This is a genomic window from Marinobacter sp. (assembly GCF_046484525.1).
Lineage (GTDB): Bacteria > Pseudomonadota > Gammaproteobacteria > Pseudomonadales > Oleiphilaceae > Marinobacter.
In genome coordinates this window covers 41,653-60,760 of the sequence record NZ_JAWOIS010000013.1, presented here as the reverse complement: position 1 = coordinate 60,760, position 19,108 = coordinate 41,653, and the positions used below count along the sequence as shown (strand labels likewise).

The window sequence follows — 19,108 nt, the reverse complement described above, 5'->3', positions numbered from 1 at the left end:
TTGCATCATCAGAGATATCTCGGGGAGCGCTACTGGCAGCGCCCCCGACATGCTTTCAGGAATTAACGAACAGGCGGGGCGTACATGATCCCACCGTCGGTCCAGAGCGCGTTGATGCCGCGGTCAAGACCCAGCGGGGTGTCAGGACCAACATTCCGAGCGTACATCTCGCCGTAGTTACCGACGTTCTTGATGACCTCGTATCCGAAGTCATCCTGGAGGCCCAGCTTCGTGCCCATATCGCCATCCGTTCCCAGCAGGCGCTGAATATTGGGGTTGTCTGACTTCAACATGTCGTCGACGTTAGCCTGGGTGACGCCCAGCTCCTCGGCGTTGATCTGAACCGAGAGTACCCATTTCACGATATTGAACCACTGGTCATCCCCCTGCCGAACAACCGGTCCCAAGGGCTCCTTGGAGATAGTGTCAGGCAGGATCTTCGCCGAGCTCGGATCAGCCAGCTTCGAACGCAGCGCGGCCAACTGGGAACGATCAGATGTGAGAACGTCACAGCGACCTGCCGAGAATCCCTGCACCGTCTGCTCAGAGGTATCAAACACAATCGGTTTGAATTCCATACCCTTGGCACGGAAGTAGTCCGAAAGGTTCAGTTCTGTCGTCGTTCCAGCCTGGATACAGATGGTCGCACCACTCAGCTGTGAGGCATCGTCCACTCCGACGCCCTTGTTAATCAGGAACCCCTGGCCATCGTAGTAATTCACGCCGGCGAAGTTCAGACCAAGAGAAGCGTCCCGGGTCAGCGTCCATGTGGTGTTGCGTGACAGCATGTCAATCTCGCCGGATTGCAGAGCTGTGAAACGCTCTTTGGCCGTCAGGGGCGTAAACTCTACCGCCTTTCCGTCACCCAGAACGGCAGCAGCCACGGCCCGGCAGGTATCCACGTCAATGCCGGTCCAGTTGCCATTTTCATCGGGCTGGGAAAAGCCGGGGAGACCGCTGGTTACACCGCACTGGAGGTGACCCCTGTCTTTAATAGTGTCAAGGGTGGAGGCGGCAAGGGCCTGAGAGGAAGCGAACGTACCAATGACTAGCGCTGCGCCGGCAGCAATCGATCGGGCTTTGAGCATTTTTTTGTCTCCGATGTTTTGGTGTTGAGAGCAACGTGGGCCCAGCAGCAATTACCGAGCCATAACATGCCAACAACCTGATTTTTTATATTTATCTTCAGAAAACCTTCCGAACACAGAAGCGCAAGCAAAGACTGGCACCTTCCGATGCATCAGAACGGAGCAGTCCCCGCTCGCACGCTCCTGTACAGGGCAGTCGCCTCAAAGCATAGAACATTCATAGCAAAACCACCTATTGTTCGAGCAATATTATTCTTCTTCGCTTGCCTGAGCAGGCTCACGATAAGTGTCCAGCCTGCGCAACCAGCCCGGCAACCATCGCTCCCGCTCTATGAGGTTCTCGGCATTCATAGCACGGCGGGTAAGTACTTCGCCCGCGGCCTCCCGAAATGCCGCCAGGGAAGTCTTGTCCGGCCCGGCTTCCATAGTCAGCAGCACCTGCAACAAGCCCCATCCTTCGCCCTGATATCGTTCTGTCTCCGCCAACCCCTCACCCTTGAAGTTGACATAATCCATCAAAGCGTAAACGCCTCCTGGCGTCGAACTGAGGTCCTCCAGCGATGAACGCAGGCCCTCGCGGCGCTTCCTGGGAGCAGCCTGGATGACCTTCTCCAGCGATTCCCTGGCCCGGCGGAAAATGAATTCTGCCTGCAACCCCTGGGTGCCGGCCAGGAACTCACGAAGTTCCGCAACACGGGTGGAATCCTCCGCTTTCAGGAATGCCTCGCGGTCCACCCAAGGCGCATCAAACGGCTCAAGATTTACCAGCCAGTCCGGCACCGGCGCCTGGCGTTGGGTCATGTACTGGATCAGCTTGGGGAAACTCTCGACAAATCTCCCCTCGACGCCTTGCGGATACCAGATGAAATGGCCGATCCCCAGCGAAGGAAAAGCCTCTCCGGTGTTCCAGTGCACGAGGCAGTCCAGCCTCCCCGCGCATTCGTTCTGGAAAATCTTCTGGCCGACCCAATCCAGCTGGGAAGGCTTGAGTGCCAGGGAAATATCGGTACCCATGGCAGGGGATCTTACCGGCTCCGAAGACTCTCGCGACTTCCTTTGTTCATCCTTGTCGGGGCCTGAATCACAGGCACTCAGGGCCAGAGACGAGGCGACCACGATTCCCAGAAGCAGTGTTTTAAACAAGTGGATACCTCGTAAACATGTTGGTCTGAACCTGGATTATGGAGCAAACGGAGCCGACCGGTAATGAACAGGTCCTTACCGATTTGTCAGTTTGAATGCGTCGGCCAACGGCGCTTACCGAATGTCAATCACGTCACCCGGTTACAAAAATACTGAAGATTCCAAATTTTCAATGATATACGGTCCGGCCTCCGGCATCGGAGCCTGTCCGATGCGGCATTCAATAACAGAAAAGAGGATGTTGTATGAAGAACGCATTGATTTGCTCGGCTCTATGCGCTGCTCTGGCTTCCGGCATTGCTCACGCAGATAACCACGGCACCTCCGGCTCCAACGGCCTGACCACCAACGATTTGGTTACAAACGGTTATGCGGAAGCCCGCCTGGGCTTTGCCGATATGGGTCTGAGCGACGATGCCATTATTGTCGCAGGCACCTTCGGCACAGCTCTGGACCAGATTTTGCCGGGCCTGGGTGCTGAAGCCGAGCTGACGTTGACTGCTGCGGATGCCGAAACCAGCTATTTTGGAGAAACTCTGGAAGCTAGCTACTTCGGCCTGGGTGGCTACGCCACCTATACCCTGGACCTGGATCAGCAAGTCAAGGGGCTGGAACTTCTGGGTAGGGCCGGCCTGGTTTACGTGGACGCTGAAGTTGACACCGCATTCGGCTCGGCCAGCGATTCCAGCATCGAACTAGGCGTTGGCATTGGCGCCCGCTACAACCTGCAAAACAACCTGGCCATTGTCGGCCGCTTCGACACCTACGACATTGATGTCCTGAGCATCGGTGCCACCTACCGGTTCTGATATCTCTCGATATCTTTCCAGAACCGCCAGGCCCTGTCTCAGGCAGGGCACTGCCCCCCCTCACTCCATGACATGCTCCGCCAGCTTCTCCTTGATCTCGTCCGGAATCGGAACCGATTTCTCGTGCTCATAATCAAAGTGGATCAGTACCGAGACGCCGCGGGCAATCTTCTTGCCGTCCTGCCAGGCGTCCTGAATCACACGGAATGAACTGTTGCCGATGTCTCCGACCCCGGTGCGGATTTCCACCGGCATGTGCCAGTAACTTTGCGCCAGCAGATCGATTTCCAGACGGGCCAGGATCAGGGGCCAGGTTTTCACTTCCAGGGTTGGATGGAAGATCCGGAAGATAGGAGTGCGGCCCTGCTCGAACCAGACCGGTAATGATGTGTTGCTGATGTGGCCCAGAGCGTCGGTATCGCTGAACCTGGGTTCAATCTCGAGTGTGAACATCCTCGTTTCCTGTCATTGAGTCTCTGTGCGGGTTATTCATGCCGCAGCGCATCGATCGGATTGAGCATGGCGGCTTTCCGCGCGGGAAAATACCCGAAGATAACGCCGATGGCCACGGAAAAGGAAAAACCAACCGCCATCACGGTCGGCGAAATCACAAAGGGCATATCGAGCTGCCAGGTGACCAGCCAGGTGCCACCCACGCCGATAAAGAGACCAATGATTCCGCCGAGTGTGGACAGGGCGATGGATTCAACCAAAAACTGGGTCAGCACATCCCGGGCCCGGGCCCCGATCGCCAGCCTTATGCCGATTTCCCGGGTACGCTCGGTGACCGAGACCAGCATGATGTTCATGATACCGATGCCACCCACCAGCAGACTGACGGCGGCAATAGCGCCCAGAAGGATCGTCAGGGTATTGGTGGTACTCTCCAGGGCCTGGGCGATGTCCTGGGTATCCCGCACATAGAAATCATCGGCACCACCGTTGACCGGATTTCGGCGCTGCCGCAACAGGGACTCTATCTGGTCCTGCACCAGGCCCGTTGAGCCATCCACCAGCGCGGACACGTAGATTGCGCTGACATCCAGTTCACCCACCAGCCTGCGCTGGACCGCCTTGACCGGCATGAGGATGGTCTTGTCCCGGTCCTGGCCCATGGACTCGCCCTTCTCTTCCAGCACACCGATGACCCGGCAGGCGGTGTGCCCGACCCGGATGTTCGCCCCCAGAGCCTCCTGACCCAGAAACATTTCCTCGATCAGGGTCTTGCCGATGATGCACACCGCGGCACCGGAAGACAGTTCACCATCCTCGAACTCTCGCCCGTAATCCAGGTAATGGTTACGTACGGAGAAGTACTCGTTGGTGGTACCGATGACCGGAATGGTGTCGTTGGCATTACCAATAACCACGGTGGCGCTGGTGGTGAGTGCAGGCGCCACCAGGATGCCATCCACCTCGTTGCGGATGGCGTCGACATCGGCCAGTTCAAAGTTCTCCGCAGTGGTCCGAAGACCTCCGGGGCCCCGTTGGGCAGTGCCAGGCATAACAAACAACAGGTTGGAACCGATGCTGGCAATCTGCTCGGTCACGCTGCGGGTGGCGGACTGCCCCAGGTGTACCATGGCCACCACACTGGCCACGCCAATGATGATGCCAAGGGTCGTGAGGAATGATCGTAGTTTGTTTCGGGCAATGGCCTGCACCGACATTCCCAGGGTATCCAGAGCTCTCACGGAATCACCTCCGCCGGTGCACCATCCCGGATCAGCCTGCCATCGGTGAAAAACAGCACCCGGTCCGCATACCGGGCTATACCCGGCTCATGGGTGACCATGAGGATAGTGATTCCCTTCTGTTCACGGATGGACACGAGCTCCTTCATGATCTCCCCCGCCATGACGGTATCCAGGTTGCCCGTAGGCTCATCCGCCAGCAAAACCGGAGGCTCCGTTACCAGGGCCCGGGCTATCGCCACCCGTTGCTGCTGGCCACCGGAAAGCTGGGCGGAGGTCGCATGCGCCCGATCAGCGAGGCCCACGGTGGTGAGTGCCCTCATGGCCAGCTCATGACGCCGCGCTGGCCGGACTCCCTCATAAATCAGCGGCAGTTCAACGTTACTCAGGGCACTGGTGCGGGGCAGCAGGTTGAAGCTCTGGAACACAAAACCCATGAAATTACGGCGCAGCAGGGCCAGTTCGTCCCGGTCGAGGCCACCGACCTCAACACCCCGGAACCGGTATTCCCCGAAGGTGGGCACATCCAGGCAACCCAGAATGTTCATGCAGGTGGATTTGCCGGAGCCCGACGGCCCCATGATGGCAATGAACTCCCCCGCCCGGATGCTCAGGCTGACACCATCCAGGGCACGAACCTCGGTCGCACCGCTGCCGTATATCTTGTAGATATCGCACATCTCCACCACGGATGGCGCGGATTGCGGCGGCGCCGATCCGCCGACGTTACCAGGTTCAGTCATGGAGTTACCGCCGCCTGCATGCCGGTAATCACCGCGTCACCCTCTGACAGCTCGTCACCAGGCAGTTCCGTGTACCGGCCATCGGAGGCCCCCGTTCGCACGACCACCCGGGATGGCTCCCCGTCGCGCAGCACCCACACCGTATTTGAGGGCCCGGATCGGCTTGATCCGGCCCGGGCACCGGGATGGCTGAACAGGCCGCCACCACTGCCATCGGTCGACGGCGGGGTAAAACGGAATGCCATGTTCGGTACCCGCAGGACATCCTCCCGACGACCGGTTTCGATGGTGGCGGTGGCCGTCATGCCCGGCTTGAGCAACGCTTCGCTGTTATCCACGGAAAGCACGGTGGTGTAGGTGACCACGTTGTTCTCGACGGCCGGGTAAAGGTGAACCTTGAGCACTTCGGCAGAGAACTCCCGGCCCGACCAGGCATCCACGGTAAAGGTTGCCGTCTGGCCGGCTTCCACCATCCCGACATCGGCTTCGTCCATGGACACGTGCAGCTCCATGGCTTTCAGGTCCTCCGCCAGCAGGAACAGCACCGGCGTCTGGAAACTGGCTGCCACGGTATTACCGGGTTCGATGCTGCGCTGCAGAACCACCCCGTTGATGGGAGAGGTAATCACCGTTTTTTCGAGCCGGGTCCGGGCCTGTAACACCGCCGCCTCCGCCTGTCTCACCGAGGCCCGGGCATAGGCCAGCTTGGCTTCGGCCCGCTTGCGAACAGCAATGGCGGCATCCAGCTCTGCCTGGGCAGTGGTACCCCGCTCACGTAATGCACTGATCCGCCGTTCATCTACCCGCGCCTCCTCCAGAGTCGCCTCGGCCTCTGCCACCGACGCCCGTGACAGGGCAAGCTGGGCTTCAGCCTGTTCCAGCGCCACTTCCAGCTCATCGGTGTCGAAAAGAGCCAGAACCTGGCCTTCGGTCACCTGGTCGTTCTCGTCCACCAAGACCTGCGTGATCAGGCCCGATATCTCGGCACCCACGGAAACCTCACTCTTGGGTTCCAGGCTTCCGGTGGCAGTGGCGGTCAGCACCATATCGCCACGGTCCAGATTGTGGGTCTGCCACTGCACCTCGCCGTCATCGGGCCACAGCCACCAACCGGCAATAGCCACCAACGCCGCCAGCACCAGTAGCCATATCAGCCGCCCGGCCCTGCCCCGCTTGCGCTCCGAACGGATAACCCGATTGACCTCGTCCGCCATTTCCTGTCGGGACGTCTCTTCTCCCTGTTGCATCAACTTCTCCCTCCAAACCGGATTACATGTACCACGGACTTGAGAACGTCAATATGCAATTTGCCGAGCAGCTTCGGTATTGTCTGTACAGAAAGCGCTTTTTTGACCAATTGATCAGAGCCATCAACATTTCTGCCCATAATATGTAACAAGGCTCAGCCGCAGGGCCAATAAAAAACCGGGGGGATCAGAATTGCCGGCAGGAAGAGGCGAGGGTAAGAGGGCAAGTACAACCGGATCAGAAACGATAGCCCACAGCCAACATGACAACAGAAGCACTGGCCAGCTTCGCTGCAGACAATCCTTTCATGATGTTTCCCTCCCAGTAAAGTATGTTGACGGGATGAGATACGGCTATCTAGAGTTTAGACGAGTTCGGACCGCCGAAAGTGAAACGGAGACCTTTAAGGATGCCAGACCTTGAGCCCGCAGAATTGGGAATGCGTACTCGGCTTTTCAAGTTGCTTTTCGAATCAGACAGCCGTACGGCCAAGGCCTTTGATATTGGTTTGGTCATACTGATTTTCCTGAGCGTTGGCATTGTCATGCTGGACAGCATCGAGAGCTATCACCCGCGTTACGGAAACCTGTTTTTCTACGCCGAATGGTGCATCACCGTGCTCTTCACCATTGAACTGGCCCTGCGGATATATTCGTTACAGAAGCCCTGGCTCTACCTGAAAAGCTTTTACGGCATTATCGATTTGCTAGCCATCCTGCCAACGTGGCTGACACTGATCGTGCCCGGTACCCACACTCTGATTGTGGTCCGGCTACTCCGGACCTTGCGGCTGTTCCGGGTGATGGACATGATGATACTCGAGGGGGAAAAGAGACTCCTTCTGGATGCCATGATCCGAAGCCGCCATCAGATTCTGTTGTTCCTGTTCACGGTGCTGTTGGTGGTGACCATCTTCTCGTCTGTTCTTTATCTGGTGGAGCCCGCCGAGGCAGGTTTTACCAGCATACCAACGGCGATCTACTGGGGCATTGTCACCCTGACAACCGTCGGCTATGGCGACATCACCCCCGTCACCCCTCTGGGGCAGTTCATATCGGTGGGCATCATGCTCACTGGCTACTCGATCATTGCGCTACCCGTGGGCATCTTCTCCGCCGAGGTGATCCGTGCGCTGCGTGAAGAACGTTACTCCAATGAAGCCTGTCCTGGTTGCGGTAAGGATCACCATGAGCGGGACGCACGTTACTGCAAGTTTTGCGGGACCTGGCTGGACGAAGACACAATCGACCCCCGCAAAAACGCGAAAAGCCCCGAGACCTGAGACCCGGGGCTTTCTGAGCGTTTCTGCTGGAGCGAGAGCTTACTGCTCCACAAACGCCCGTTCGATCACGTAATGACCCAAATCGCCGCCCCGGGCCTCACGGAATCCCATCTTGTCCAGGATCGCGCAGGTGTCCTTGAGCATACTCGGGCTGCCACAGATCATGAAGCGGTCGGTGTCAGGATTGAAATCCGGAAGTCCCAGATCCCGGGTGATCTTGCCGGATTCCATGGCGTCGGTCAGGCGGCCCTCGTTACGGAACGGCTCGCGGGTGACCGTCGGGTAGTAAAGCAGTTTGCCCTTGACCATCTCGCCAAAGAATTCGTTCTCCGGTAGCTCCTCAATCTCGTTCTGATAGGCCAGCTCGGAGATATGGCGCACACCGTGGGTCAGGATGACCTTGTCAAAGGCCTCGTAGACTTCCGGATCCTTGATGATGCTCATGAACGGCGCCAGGCCAGTGCCGGTGCTGATCAGCCAGAGGTTCTTGCCCGGCAGCAGGTTGTCCAGCACCAGCGTGCCCGTCGGCTTCTTGCTGAGCAGGATCTCGTCGCCCGGTTTGATCTGCTGAAGACGCGAGGTCAGCGGGCCACCCGGCACCTTGATGGAGAAGAACTCCAGCTCTTCCTCATAATTGGCACTGGCAATACTGTAGGCGCGCATCAGGGGCTTACCATCGGTCTCGAGGCCGATCATCACAAAATGACCGTTCTTGAACCGGAACCCCGGATCGCGGCTGGTCTTGAAGCTGAACAGGGTGTCGTTCCAGTGATGGACGCTGGTGACCGTTTCTTTCATCAGGTTGCTCATGTAAACCTCGTACCTGCGCTCAAGCAAAAAGTTGAATCGTCTGAATATCAATTGCCTGAAGTGTAACCCACGTTTAACCTATCGATGAAATGGGATATACCCATAACCTTATTCGAAAAAATCGATTTATGGCGCTTGCTTATGAAATTCAGTTTCCGTCAGCTTGAGGTCTTCCTCGCCGCCGCCCACTTCCAGAACATCACCCGGGCCGCCGATTCCCTGGCCATGTCCCAATCCGCGGCCAGCAGCGCCCTGAAGGAGCTGGAAAACCAGTTCGACATCCAGCTCTTTGACCGGGTGGGCAAACGCCTCCAGCTCAACGAACTGGGGCGCCTGTACCGGCCCAAAGTAGAATCGGTGCTGGCCCAGGCCCGGGAACTGGAGCAGGCTTTCAGCAAACACTCGGAAGTCGGCGCCCTCAAGGTCGGCGCCACATTGACTATCGGTAACTATCTGGCCGTGGGCGTCATGGCCCAATACATGAATACCCCTACCCGGCCCCGGGTATCTCTGGAGGTGGCAAATACCAGCACTATCGCCCGGCGGGTAAAGGATTTCGAGCTGGATATCGGCTTGATCGAGGGAGAAATGCAATCCTCGGAGCTGGAGATGATCCCCTGGCGGGAGGACGAACTGGTGGTGTTCTGTTCCCCCACACACCCTCTCACCCGCAAGGGCATGCTGACCGACGACGACCTTCGGCAGGCCACCTGGATCATGCGCGAACAGGGCTCCGGCACCCGCCAGAGCTTCGAACGCGGCATGCACGGTCTGCTGCCGGATCTGAATGTGCTGCTGGAATTGGAGCATACCGAGGCGATCAAGCGGGCGGTGGAAGCGGACCTGGGCATCGGCTGCCTGTCACAGGTGGTCCTCGTTGACGCCTTCCGCCGTGGCAGCCTGGTGCCACTGGAGGTGCCGCAGCACCGGCGCTTTGACCGGCAGTTTTACTTCATCCTGCACAAGCAGAAGTATCGGAGTGCGGGGATTGATGCCTGGATGGAGCTGTGTCGGCGGCTGGAGTGACGAAGAGGGAGTCAGATTGAAGACGGGGTCAGAAGAAAGCTTTCATCAGACCCCATTTGGGGCCCAAGTCCGTAAACCCGGGGTCAAATGAAGGCTTTCATCTGACCCCAACTTAGCGGGCCCGTGCTAGCCCACCGGCCCACTGTGGAAGCGAAACTCACTATCCGGCGCCTCGATAAGCCCCTTCTCGATCGCCAGAAACTCCCCCACCCGCTCATCCACAGGCCCGCCATTGGCCTGCACCGCCAGTTTCAGATAATCCTGGTAATGCCGCGCCTCGGATTTGAGCAGGCTGTTGTAGAAATCCGCCAGCTTGTCATCCAGGAAAGGAGCCAGAGCGGCGAAGCGTTCGCAAGAGCGGGCCTCAATGATCGCGCCGACGATCAGCACATCCACCAGCCGCCCCGGATCTTCGGCGCGAACCGCCTGGCGCAGCCCGGCAGCATAACGGGCCGGCGTCAAGTGACCATAGCTCACGCCCCGCTTGTTCATGATCGCCAGCACCTGCTCAAAATGGCGCAACTCTTCCCGCGCCAAGCGGGACATCTTGTTCAGCAGGTCGCTGTTGTCCACGTAGCGGTACATCAGGCTCAACGCCGTGGATGCTGCTTTCTTCTCGCAATGGGCGTGGTCGATCAGCAACAGGTCCTGGTTGGCCAGGGCGTTCTCGATCCACTTTTCCGGGGTGCGGCACGGGAGAAAATCGTGAATCTCTTGCAGGGCGTCGGTCATATCGGAATTCGGGCTGATACTTCGGGAGGCGGGAGTATAGCGCACTTAGCAGATTCCTCCGACCTCTGTCCAACTTAACTTTGTAAGGGGTTTCCTATAGAATGCAGCGCCAGTTCAGGGAGTCTCTGAATAAATCCTGAAACCCCATCGGTGCTTTGAGGCGTTATTCAGAGGCTCCCGTGGCCTTTTCGCCATAAAACTCCCGCCAGGCATGATGCCAACCGCGGGACATTCCAACTGATGAGGGTCCATATCGTGTTAGAAGCCTATCGTGAACACGTTGCCGAACGTGAAGCCCTGGGTATCCCGCCCAAGCCCCTGAACGCCGAGCAGACCGCAGCCCTGGTTGAGCTGCTGAAGAACCCGCCAGCGGGTGAAGAGGAAACCCTGGTATACCTGCTGGAAAACCGCATTCCGCCGGGCGTGGACGAAGCCGCCTACGTCAAGGCCGCCTTCCTGTCTGCCATCGCCAAGGGTGAAGTCACGTCCCCGCTGATCAGCAAGGAATACGCTGTGAAGCTGCTGGGCATGATGCAGGGTGGTTACAACATCGAGACTCTGGTTGCGCTGCTGGATGACAGTGAACTGGCCGAGCTGGCTGGTGAGCAGCTCAAAAAGACCCTGCTGATGTTCGACGCCTTCAACGACGTGAAGGAAAAGATGGACGCCGGCAACGCCGTCGCCAAGTCCGTTGTTGAATCCTGGGCCAACGCCGAGTGGTTCACCAACAAGAAGAAGGTTCCCGAGAGCACCAAAATGGTTGTGTTCAAGGTAACCGGCGAAACCAACACTGACGATCTGTCCCCCGCTCCGGATGCCTGGTCCCGCCCGGACATCCCGCTGCATGCCCGCGCTGCCTACAAGATGGAGCGTGACGGCCTGAAGCCGGAAGAGCCCGGCGTAACCGGCCCGATGAGCCAGATCGAAGAAATCAAATCCAAGGGCCTGCCGGTTGCCTTCGTAGGTGACGTGGTCGGTACCGGCTCTTCCCGTAAGTCTGCCACCAACTCCGTTCTGTGGTTTTTCGGTGAAGACATCCCGGGCGTACCGAACAAGCGTGCCGGTGGTGTCTGTATCGGTAACAAGGTTGCCCCGATCTTCTTCAACACGATGGAAGACGCCGGCGCCCTGGTCTTCGAAGCCCCCGTCGACGACATGAACATGGGCGACGTGATCGAAATCCGTCCTTACGAAGGCAAGATCCTGAACGAAGACGGCGAGACTATCTCCGAGTTCAAGTTCAAGTCCGACGTGATCCTGGACGAAGTTCAGGCTGGCGGCCGTATCCCGCTGATCATCGGCCGTGGCCTGACCAACAAGGCTCGCCAGGCTCTGGGCATGGGCGCCACTGACATCTTCCGCCTGCCGAAGGATCCGGAAGCCGGCACCAAAGGCTTCACTCTGGGCCAGAAGATGGTTGGCAAGGCCTGCGGCCTGGAAGAAGGCAAAGGCGTTCGTCCTGGCACCTACTGCGAGCCGCACATGACCACCGTCGGTTCCCAGGACACCACCGGTCCGATGACCCGGGACGAGCTGAAAGACCTGGCGTGTCTGGGCTTCCAGGCGGATCTGGTTATGCAGTCCTTCTGTCACACCGCCGCTTATCCCAAGCCGATTGACGTTGAGATGCAGCACACCATGCCGGACTTCATCCGCACCCGTGGCGGTGTTTCCCTGCGTCCGGGCGACGGTATTATCCACTCCTGGCTGAACCGCATGCTGCTGCCGGACACCGTAGGTACCGGTGGTGACTCCCACACCCGTTTCCCGATGGGCATCTCCTTCCCGGCCGGTTCTGGTCTGGTGGCATTTGCCGCTGCGACCGGCGTTATGCCGCTGGATATGCCGGAATCCGTTCTGGTTCGCTTCAAAGGCGAAATGCAGCCCGGTATCACCCTGCGTGACCTGGTACACGCCATCCCGCTGTATGGCATCAAGCAGGGCATGCTGACCGTCGAGAAGAAGGGCAAGATCAACGAATTCTCCGGTCGCATCCTGGAAATCGAAGGTCTGGAGCACCTGACCGTCGAGCAGGCGTTCGAACTGTCTGACGCCTCTGCCGAGCGCTCCGCGGCCGGTTGTACCATCAACCTGTCCGAAGAATCCGTGGCCGAGTACCTGCGCTCCAACATTACCATGTTGCGCTGGATGATTGCCGAAGGTTACGGCGATCCGCGTACCCTGGAGCGTCGCGCCCAGCAGATGGAAGAGTGGCTGAAGGATCCGAAGCTGATGCGTGCCGACAAGGACGCAGAATACTCTCACGTGATCGAGATCGATCTGGCCGACATCAAGGAGCCGATCGTTTGCTGCCCGAACGACCCGGACGACGCCAGGTTCCTGTCCGAAGTCGCTGGCGACAAGGTGGACGAAGTGTTCATCGGTTCCTGCATGACCAACATCGGTCACTTCCGTGCCGCTGGTAAGCTGCTGGAGCAACACAAGGGCGCCCTGAGCACCCGTCTGTGGATGTCTCCGCCGACCAAGATGGACCAGCAGCAGCTGATGGAAGAAGGCTACTTCAACACCTACGGCACCGCCGGTGTTCGCACCGAGATGCCGGGCTGCTCCCTGTGCATGGGTAACCAGGCACGTGTGGCTCCGAAGTCGACTGTTCTGTCCACCTCCACCCGTAACTTCCCGAATCGTCTGGGTGATGGTGCCAACGTGTACCTGACTTCCGCGGAACTGGCAGCCGTGGGCGCGGTACTGGGCAAACTCCCGACTCCGCAGGAGTACATGGAGTACGCCAAGGACCTGAACAGCATGTCGAAAGAGATCTACCGTTATCTCAACTTCGACCAGATGGAGGAGTACACCAAGAAAGCGTCCGAGGCCAGCGTTACCTAAGTCGCTTTCGGAGTGACCTCCAGCAAAAACGCCAGCCTCCGGGCTGGCGTTTTTTTATGCTCCCCTTTCAGCCGGCCCGGTCAGTAGAAGATCAGCCGTATCAGGATCGCCGCCACCATGAGCAGGGTCAGCCACTTCACCCATCGGGCACCCTGACTGCTCAGGTTGACCTTCACCGCGAGGAAGGCACCAACGATATTACCCAGCGCCAGAGTCAGCCCCATCCCCCACCGCACCTGATCGTTGAACGCAAAGATCAGCAAAGCCGGGATGGTATACAGCAGGATGATCGACACCTTGAACACATTCACCTGGGGCAGGTCGATTTTCAGGATCCGGTACAGCACCACCAGGAACAGCGCCCCGACCCCGACCTGGATAAAGCCGCCGTACATTCCGATCAGGAACATGGCAAAGAAAATGACTGGTCCGAGGCGGTCCGTGGTCAGCGGGCGGGTATCCAGCTTGGGTTGCGGCAACAGCATGAACACCGATACGCCGATCATGGCCAGCACCAGCACCAGCTCGAAGATGGCATCCGATACCCGGGTCGCCATCCAGGCCCCCAGCAGCGAACCGATGACCGCCGGGACTGCCAGGTAAAGGCTGACCTTCAGGTTGCCATGCCCCATACGGCGAAAGCCGCTGACGGCGGTGACGCTCTGCAGGGTGATTGCCACCCGGTTGGTACCATTGGCCACCTGGGGTGGCAGCCCCAGGAACATCAGCAACGGCAGGGTCAGCATGGAGCCGCCGGCCGACAGCACATTGATAAAACCCGCGACACCACCGATACCCAACAGGGCCAGCACTTCCGCAATGGTCATGGGTGCAGCTCCGTCATGCTTTCGCCGCGACCGGCACGACGCCCCGACCCCGGCGGCTGCTCCACATAAACACCAGAATGAAAATCACCAATCCGGCGGCATCCAGCATCACCTGCCCATGGGGCCAGAGCATCAGCGCGCCAATGGGGAACATCACCAGCCTGACCACCGGATGCAGCGGATGCTCCAGATAGCCTTCCAACCCGGCAATGATCGCGTAGATACCGAACAACGCGAAGCAGAACACCCGGAGCATCTCGGTGATGTCCCCGGTAATCAGCGGTGAGTAGGCAAACAGCAAAGGCACGATATACAAGCCCTTGGCCAGCTTCCAGGCGGTAAATCCGGTACGCATCTGGGGCGTGCCGGCGATGGCCGCGGCGGCAAAGGCAGTCAGGCAAACCGGCGGCGTGACGTTGGAATCCTGGGACAGCCAGAAAATGATCATGTGGGCCGCCACCAGGGCCATGGACAGGGTCGCCGGTGACAGCGCCTGGTCCAGCAACTGGCTGCTGAAAGTATCCGGAACCACTGCCAGCAGTTCCATGGCCGTTGCCCGGTCCATTGGCGCATTGAGCAACTCCATCTTGTCCGGTGCCGCCAGCATGAAAATGGCCTTCGCCTGCTCGGGCAGATTGCCGGCCATTGCCATTTCCAGCAACTGGCTCTGGGCAATCAGCTGGTAGATGGCCGGAGCCGACAGAGTGGCCAGTACGATGTAGGCGGCGGTTACCGGTAACCCCATTCCAAGGATCAGCGAGGCCAGGGCCACCAGGATAATGGTTACCAGCAGGCTGCCGCCGGCCCAGTCGGTAATCATCAGCGAAAAGGTATTGCCGATACCGGTGGTGGAGACCACCATCACGATCAGTCCGACGGTAATCAGGAGGATTGCAGTGGTCATGATATTCCGTGCGCCCATGGCCAGGGCATCAAGGATATCCCGGAAGCCCATGGGATGTTTCGACAACCACGACGCCACGATCACCGAAAGGATCGCAATGCCCGCCGCATAGGTCGGCGTGAAGCCGTAGATCAGTGCCGCCACCAGAACCACCAGCGGCAACAGGAAATGCCAGCCGTCCTTGAGCACTTCGGCCAGTCGCGGTGCTTGATCATCCTCGAGCTTGACCGCATGGCTGCGCTTGGCTTCGATCCGGACAAACATGGCGACCGACAGGAAATACAACAACGCCGGCAACGCCGCCACGCCGATAATCGTCAGATAGGACACCTGGGTGTAAGAGGCCATGATGAAGGCACCCGCCCCCATCACCGGCGGCATCAGTTGCCCCCCGGTAGATGCCGCAGCCTCGACCCCAGCCGCGAACCGGGCCGGAAAGCCGGCTTTGCGCATCAAGGGAATCGTAATAACCCCGGTAGAAACGGTATTGGCCACACTGGAACCGGACACCGAGCCCATCAGGCCGGACGAGAACACCGCGACAAAGCCCGGCCCACCGACAAACCGCCCAGCCGCGCAACGGGCGAGCTCAATGATGAAATCCCCTGCCCCGGACTTCACCAGGAACGCCCCGAACAGGATGAACATGAACACGTAGGTCCAGGATATGCGCGCAATGGAGCCGAGCATGCCCTGGCCGCCGATGTAGGAGCGGAACAACACCGTTTCCCAGGTCAGGCCCGGGAAGTTGAAGATGCCGTCAACGTACTGCCCCCACCAGGCGACATAGGTCAGCGCGACAATGCAGAGTGCGGGGATGAACCAGCCGACCGTCCGGCGCGCGAACTCCAGAACCAGCACCACGGCCGTAACCGAAACCAGCCAGTCCGTGGTGTTGAAATTAACGCCACGCTCGTACAGGGCCGTCTCGAACGCGATCAGATAGAACGCGCACGCCAACGCCGCCAGACCGAGGACGACATCAATCCCGAGCACCAGCCGTTGCCCCGTTGCGGAACGGACCCGCAACATCGGCGTGGTCAGGGTGCAGATCAGACCGAACAGCCCGAAGTGCAGCGCCGAAGTCCAAAGCTCGGACAACGTGGAGATGGTATTGAAATACAGGTGTATCAGCGAGGCCAGAATCGCCAGGCCAAAAATCACCGGCCCCAGAAGCCGGTGATCGAGGCGATCGCTGGCCCCACTGACACTTTCGTCACGGATCCCCTCTGGGGATCCGTTCTTTTCCGCTTCAGCCACGGTTATTTCGCGATCAGACGATCAGGAATAGTCAGCCCCTGCTCCTTATAGAAGCGGGCCGCACCCGGGTGCAGCGGCATAGGCAGGCCGGTAATGGCCTTTTCCAGGGCCATGGCCTTGGTTGCCGGATGGATGTTGTTCAGGAACGGCAGGTTGGCATAGATCGTCTTGGTAATTTCGTAGACATCTTCGTCGGAGACATCGGCCCGCACCGCGAGGATGTTCGGCTGGGCGATGGTGTTGATGTCCTTTTCCTGATTCGGATAAGTGCCGGCCGGAATGTTGTAGTGGCTCCAGAGCTCAAAGTTGCTGTTCACCTTCGCCAGCTGCTCTTCATTGAAATCCAGAGTGGTGATTTCATTGCCCATGTTGGCGTAAGCACGGGTCACCGCCGAAGCAGGAACGCCAGCAGGAATGTTCATCCCATCAATGTTGCCGTTTTGCAGGGCATCGGCACTGGGACCATAACCCAGGTAGGCCAGGTCCATTTTCTCAAGGTCAATACCGAGCTGGCCGAGAATATAGCGCCCGGAGCCTTCCGTACCGGAGTTGCGGGCACCAATCGAGAAGGTCTCATCGTAAAGGTTGGACATATCGTCAATGGTGCCTGATTCAGCCAATTCCTCTTGAATCACAAAATGCTCCACGTTCTGCCAGAGCATGGAGACCGAACGCAGGTTTTTGTAGGCCTTGGGTACCGGTCCGGTACCGTTCCAGGCATAGGCCCCATAGAGACCCTGGAGAATACCGAACTGGATCTGCCCTTCGTCCATCAGCTTCAGGTTCTCGCCGGAGCCAGCCGAGCTGATGGCAGAGACAGAGATACCGGTTTTCGGCTCAAGCTTGACCTTGATCAGGGTGGAAATGGCGACCCCCACGGGGTAATAGGTACCACCGGTCGTGGCGGTGCCCATCACATAATTACCCTCGGCCTGCGCCGTGATCGGAGAAAGGGAAACTGCTGCGGCAGCGGCCAGCCCCATGGCGGATCTCAGAAAGCTTCGCTTGTTCATAACCTGTTACCTTATTTCGTTATTTTTACGGGTTTGGTCGAATTCAACTTTCTCAACATAGTCGGTCGATCACCCGGTTTCCACTACTGAGGCAAACATAACTTTCTGTTACGGCACAAAAAAGCCCCCGACACAGCTGACGGGGGCTTTTCGTATCCGGGATCACCTCCCGGCCACAGTCACTGCCTTACGGCAGGTTGTGGTACCGTGCCTTGATGGCCTTGTCAAAGCCGGCCAGGATATCGGCATGCGGCTTGTCGCCGAACTTGGATACAACCACGATGGCGATAGTGGCGAAGATGAAGCCCGGAATGATCTCGTACAGATCAAGGATGCCACCGGACATGTTGCCCCAGATCACAACGGTCACACCACCGACGATGATGCCGGCAATGGCGCCCTCCCTGGTCATTTCACGCCAGAACAGGGAGAGGATCAGGGCCGGACCGAAGGCGGCACCGAAGCCTGCCCAGGCATAGGACACCAGTTCCAGGACCTTGCTGTCCGGGTTCAGGCCCAGGATACAGGCGACAATCGCGATACCAACCACGGCAAAACGGCCAACCCAGATCAGCTCGGACTGAGAAGCTTCCTTACGGAAGAGCGCCTTGTAGAAGTCCTCGGCGAGCGCAGAGGAGGATACCAGCAGCTGGGAGTCAGCAGTACTCATGATGGCCGCCAGGATAGCCGCCAGAAGGATACCGGCAATCACCGGATGGAACAGTGCATCCACCAGCAGCATGAAAGCGCGTTCGCCGTCTTCCAGGGGAGTATCGAAGTAGCCGATGGCCGCGAAGCCAACCAGCAGGGCGCCCAGCAGACCCAGCCCACTCCAGATTACGGCGATACGGCGGGCTGCAGGGACATCATCCTCGCTGCGGATCGCCTTGAAGCGCGCCAGAATGTGCGGTTGCCCAAAGTAACCCAGCCCCCAGCCCAGCAGGGACAGGATGGCCAGGATGCCGAGGGACTCACCGTCTGTGCTTGTGAAGGCATTCAACAGCTCCGGGTTCTTGGCAGACATGGCTGCAGAAGTCGCGTCCCAGCCACCGGCCAGGCTCAAGGCCATGATAGGTACCAACAGCAGGGCGGCAAACATCAGCAGGCCCTGCACGACATCGGTCCATGAAACCGCCAGGAAGCCACCGAAGAAGGTGTAGGAAACCACCGCGATGGTGCCCACCACTACTGCGACGGTGTAATCCAGGCCGAATACGGTTTCAAACAGCTTGCCGCCCGCGACCAAACCGGAGCTGGTGTAGAACAGGAAGAACAGCAGGATAAAGAACGCACAGACCACTCGGAGGATCCGGCTGGTGTCATTGAACCGGTTCTCGAAGAACGACGGCAGCGTGAGCGAGTCGCCGGCGGAGAGCGAGTAGGTCCGCAGACGGCTGGCGACAAACAGCCAGTTCAGCCAGGTACCGACCAGCAGGCCGACGGCAATCCAGATGGCCTCGAAACCGGCGGCATAGGCATAACCGGGCAGACCCAGCAGCAACCAGCCACTCATATCGGAGGCACCAGCACTCAGTGCAGAAGGCAGCGGACCGAGGGAACGGCCGCCGAGAATGTAATCAGAGAGGTTGGAAGTACGCTTCCAGGCCACATAACCGATGCCCAGCATCAGCAGGATGTAGGCGATAAAGGTTATCGTGACCCCTACGTTGTTTCCTATC

Annotated in this window: 16 protein-coding genes; 4 read left to right on the top strand and 12 right to left on the bottom strand. The window is 58.8% G+C overall.

The window, feature by feature from the left end; genetic code table 11:
* Positions 1 to 62: 62 nt before the first annotated feature.
* Both R6W86_RS02910 and R6W86_RS02905 read right to left on the bottom strand, forming a co-directional pair.
* Positions 63 to 1,088, bottom strand: coding sequence for an amino acid ABC transporter substrate-binding protein (locus tag R6W86_RS02910; protein WP_410327894.1), 1,026 nt, complete (start codon positions 1,086 to 1,088; stop codon positions 63 to 65).
* A gap of 249 nt (positions 1,089 to 1,337) precedes the next feature.
* Entirely contained in the window at positions 1,338 to 2,102 is a 765-nt protein-coding gene (locus R6W86_RS02905) for a hypothetical protein (protein WP_410327893.1), read from the bottom strand.
* 374 nt (positions 2,103 to 2,476) lie between these two features.
* Here R6W86_RS02905 and R6W86_RS02900 point away from each other — a divergent pair, with 374 nt between their 5' ends.
* Positions 2,477 to 3,040: an outer membrane beta-barrel protein gene (locus tag R6W86_RS02900; protein ID WP_410327892.1), complete on the top strand. Its 564-nt coding sequence runs from the start codon at positions 2,477 to 2,479 to the stop codon at positions 3,038 to 3,040.
* 60 nt (positions 3,041 to 3,100) lie between these two features.
* Here R6W86_RS02900 and R6W86_RS02895 read toward each other — a convergent pair whose 3' ends face one another.
* Genes R6W86_RS02895 through R6W86_RS02880 form a run of 4 tightly spaced genes read right to left on the bottom strand, consistent with a single transcriptional unit; the run spans position 3,101 to position 6,724 of the window.
* Positions 3,101 to 3,493, bottom strand: coding sequence for an acyl-CoA thioesterase (locus R6W86_RS02895; protein ID WP_410327891.1), 393 nt, complete (start codon positions 3,491 to 3,493; stop codon positions 3,101 to 3,103).
* A 32-nt stretch (positions 3,494 to 3,525) separates the two neighbouring features.
* Positions 3,526 to 4,734 (bottom strand): ABC transporter permease, encoded by a 1,209-nt coding sequence (locus R6W86_RS02890; protein ID WP_410327890.1) that lies wholly within the window; start codon positions 4,732 to 4,734, stop codon positions 3,526 to 3,528.
* Positions 4,731 to 5,477 (bottom strand): ABC transporter ATP-binding protein, encoded by a 747-nt coding sequence (locus tag R6W86_RS02885; protein ID WP_410327889.1) that lies wholly within the window; start codon positions 5,475 to 5,477, stop codon positions 4,731 to 4,733. Before R6W86_RS02885 ends, R6W86_RS02890 begins: the two co-directional genes overlap by 4 nt.
* On the bottom strand, positions 5,474 to 6,724 hold the full coding sequence (locus R6W86_RS02880; protein WP_410327888.1) for an efflux RND transporter periplasmic adaptor subunit: 1,251 nt from the start codon (positions 6,722 to 6,724) through the stop codon (positions 5,474 to 5,476). Before R6W86_RS02880 ends, R6W86_RS02885 begins: the two co-directional genes overlap by 4 nt.
* A gap of 440 nt (positions 6,725 to 7,164) precedes the next feature.
* Here R6W86_RS02880 and R6W86_RS02875 point away from each other — a divergent pair, with 440 nt between their 5' ends.
* The gene (locus tag R6W86_RS02875; protein WP_410327887.1) at positions 7,165 to 8,007 is read left to right on the top strand and encodes an ion transporter; all 843 of its coding nucleotides are present in this window, start codon (positions 7,165 to 7,167) and stop codon (positions 8,005 to 8,007) included.
* A gap of 39 nt (positions 8,008 to 8,046) precedes the next feature.
* On the opposite strand, the gene R6W86_RS02870 is transcribed toward R6W86_RS02875, so the two are convergent.
* Positions 8,047 to 8,817, bottom strand: coding sequence for a ferredoxin--NADP reductase (locus tag R6W86_RS02870; protein ID WP_410327886.1), 771 nt, complete (start codon positions 8,815 to 8,817; stop codon positions 8,047 to 8,049).
* Between the two features lie 141 nt (positions 8,818 to 8,958).
* Between R6W86_RS02870 and R6W86_RS02865 the strand changes: the two genes are divergently transcribed.
* On the top strand, positions 8,959 to 9,843 hold the full coding sequence (locus R6W86_RS02865; protein ID WP_410327885.1) for a LysR family transcriptional regulator: 885 nt from the start codon (positions 8,959 to 8,961) through the stop codon (positions 9,841 to 9,843).
* Positions 9,844 to 9,969: 126 nt separating this feature from the next.
* On the opposite strand, the gene R6W86_RS02860 is transcribed toward R6W86_RS02865, so the two are convergent.
* Positions 9,970 to 10,575 carry a tRNA-(ms[2]io[6]A)-hydroxylase gene (locus R6W86_RS02860; RefSeq protein WP_410327955.1) on the bottom strand — a complete coding sequence of 202 codons (606 nt, stop codon included), beginning with the start codon at positions 10,573 to 10,575 and terminating at the stop codon, positions 9,970 to 9,972.
* Between the two features lie 255 nt (positions 10,576 to 10,830).
* Between R6W86_RS02860 and acnB the strand changes: the two genes are divergently transcribed.
* A complete protein-coding gene (gene acnB, locus R6W86_RS02855) occupies positions 10,831 to 13,425 on the top strand; it encodes a bifunctional aconitate hydratase 2/2-methylisocitrate dehydratase (protein ID WP_410327954.1) in 2,595 nt (864 codons plus the stop codon).
* A gap of 80 nt (positions 13,426 to 13,505) precedes the next feature.
* On the opposite strand, the gene R6W86_RS02850 is transcribed toward acnB, so the two are convergent.
* From R6W86_RS02850 to putP, 4 genes are all read right to left on the bottom strand, one after another.
* Positions 13,506 to 14,252: a sulfite exporter TauE/SafE family protein gene (locus R6W86_RS02850; RefSeq protein ID WP_410327884.1), complete on the bottom strand. Its 747-nt coding sequence runs from the start codon at positions 14,250 to 14,252 to the stop codon at positions 13,506 to 13,508.
* A gap of 13 nt (positions 14,253 to 14,265) precedes the next feature.
* Positions 14,266 to 16,416, bottom strand: a complete 2,151-nt coding sequence (locus R6W86_RS02845; RefSeq protein ID WP_410327883.1) for a TRAP transporter permease — start codon at positions 16,414 to 16,416, stop codon at positions 14,266 to 14,268.
* 2 nt (positions 16,417 to 16,418) lie between these two features.
* Positions 16,419 to 17,429, bottom strand: a complete 1,011-nt coding sequence (locus R6W86_RS02840; RefSeq protein WP_410327882.1) for a TAXI family TRAP transporter solute-binding subunit — start codon at positions 17,427 to 17,429, stop codon at positions 16,419 to 16,421.
* A 187-nt stretch (positions 17,430 to 17,616) separates the two neighbouring features.
* Positions 17,617 to 19,107 (bottom strand): sodium/proline symporter PutP, encoded by a 1,491-nt coding sequence (gene putP / locus R6W86_RS02835; RefSeq protein ID WP_410327953.1) that lies wholly within the window; start codon positions 19,105 to 19,107, stop codon positions 17,617 to 17,619.
* Position 19,108: the final 1 nt, after the last annotated feature.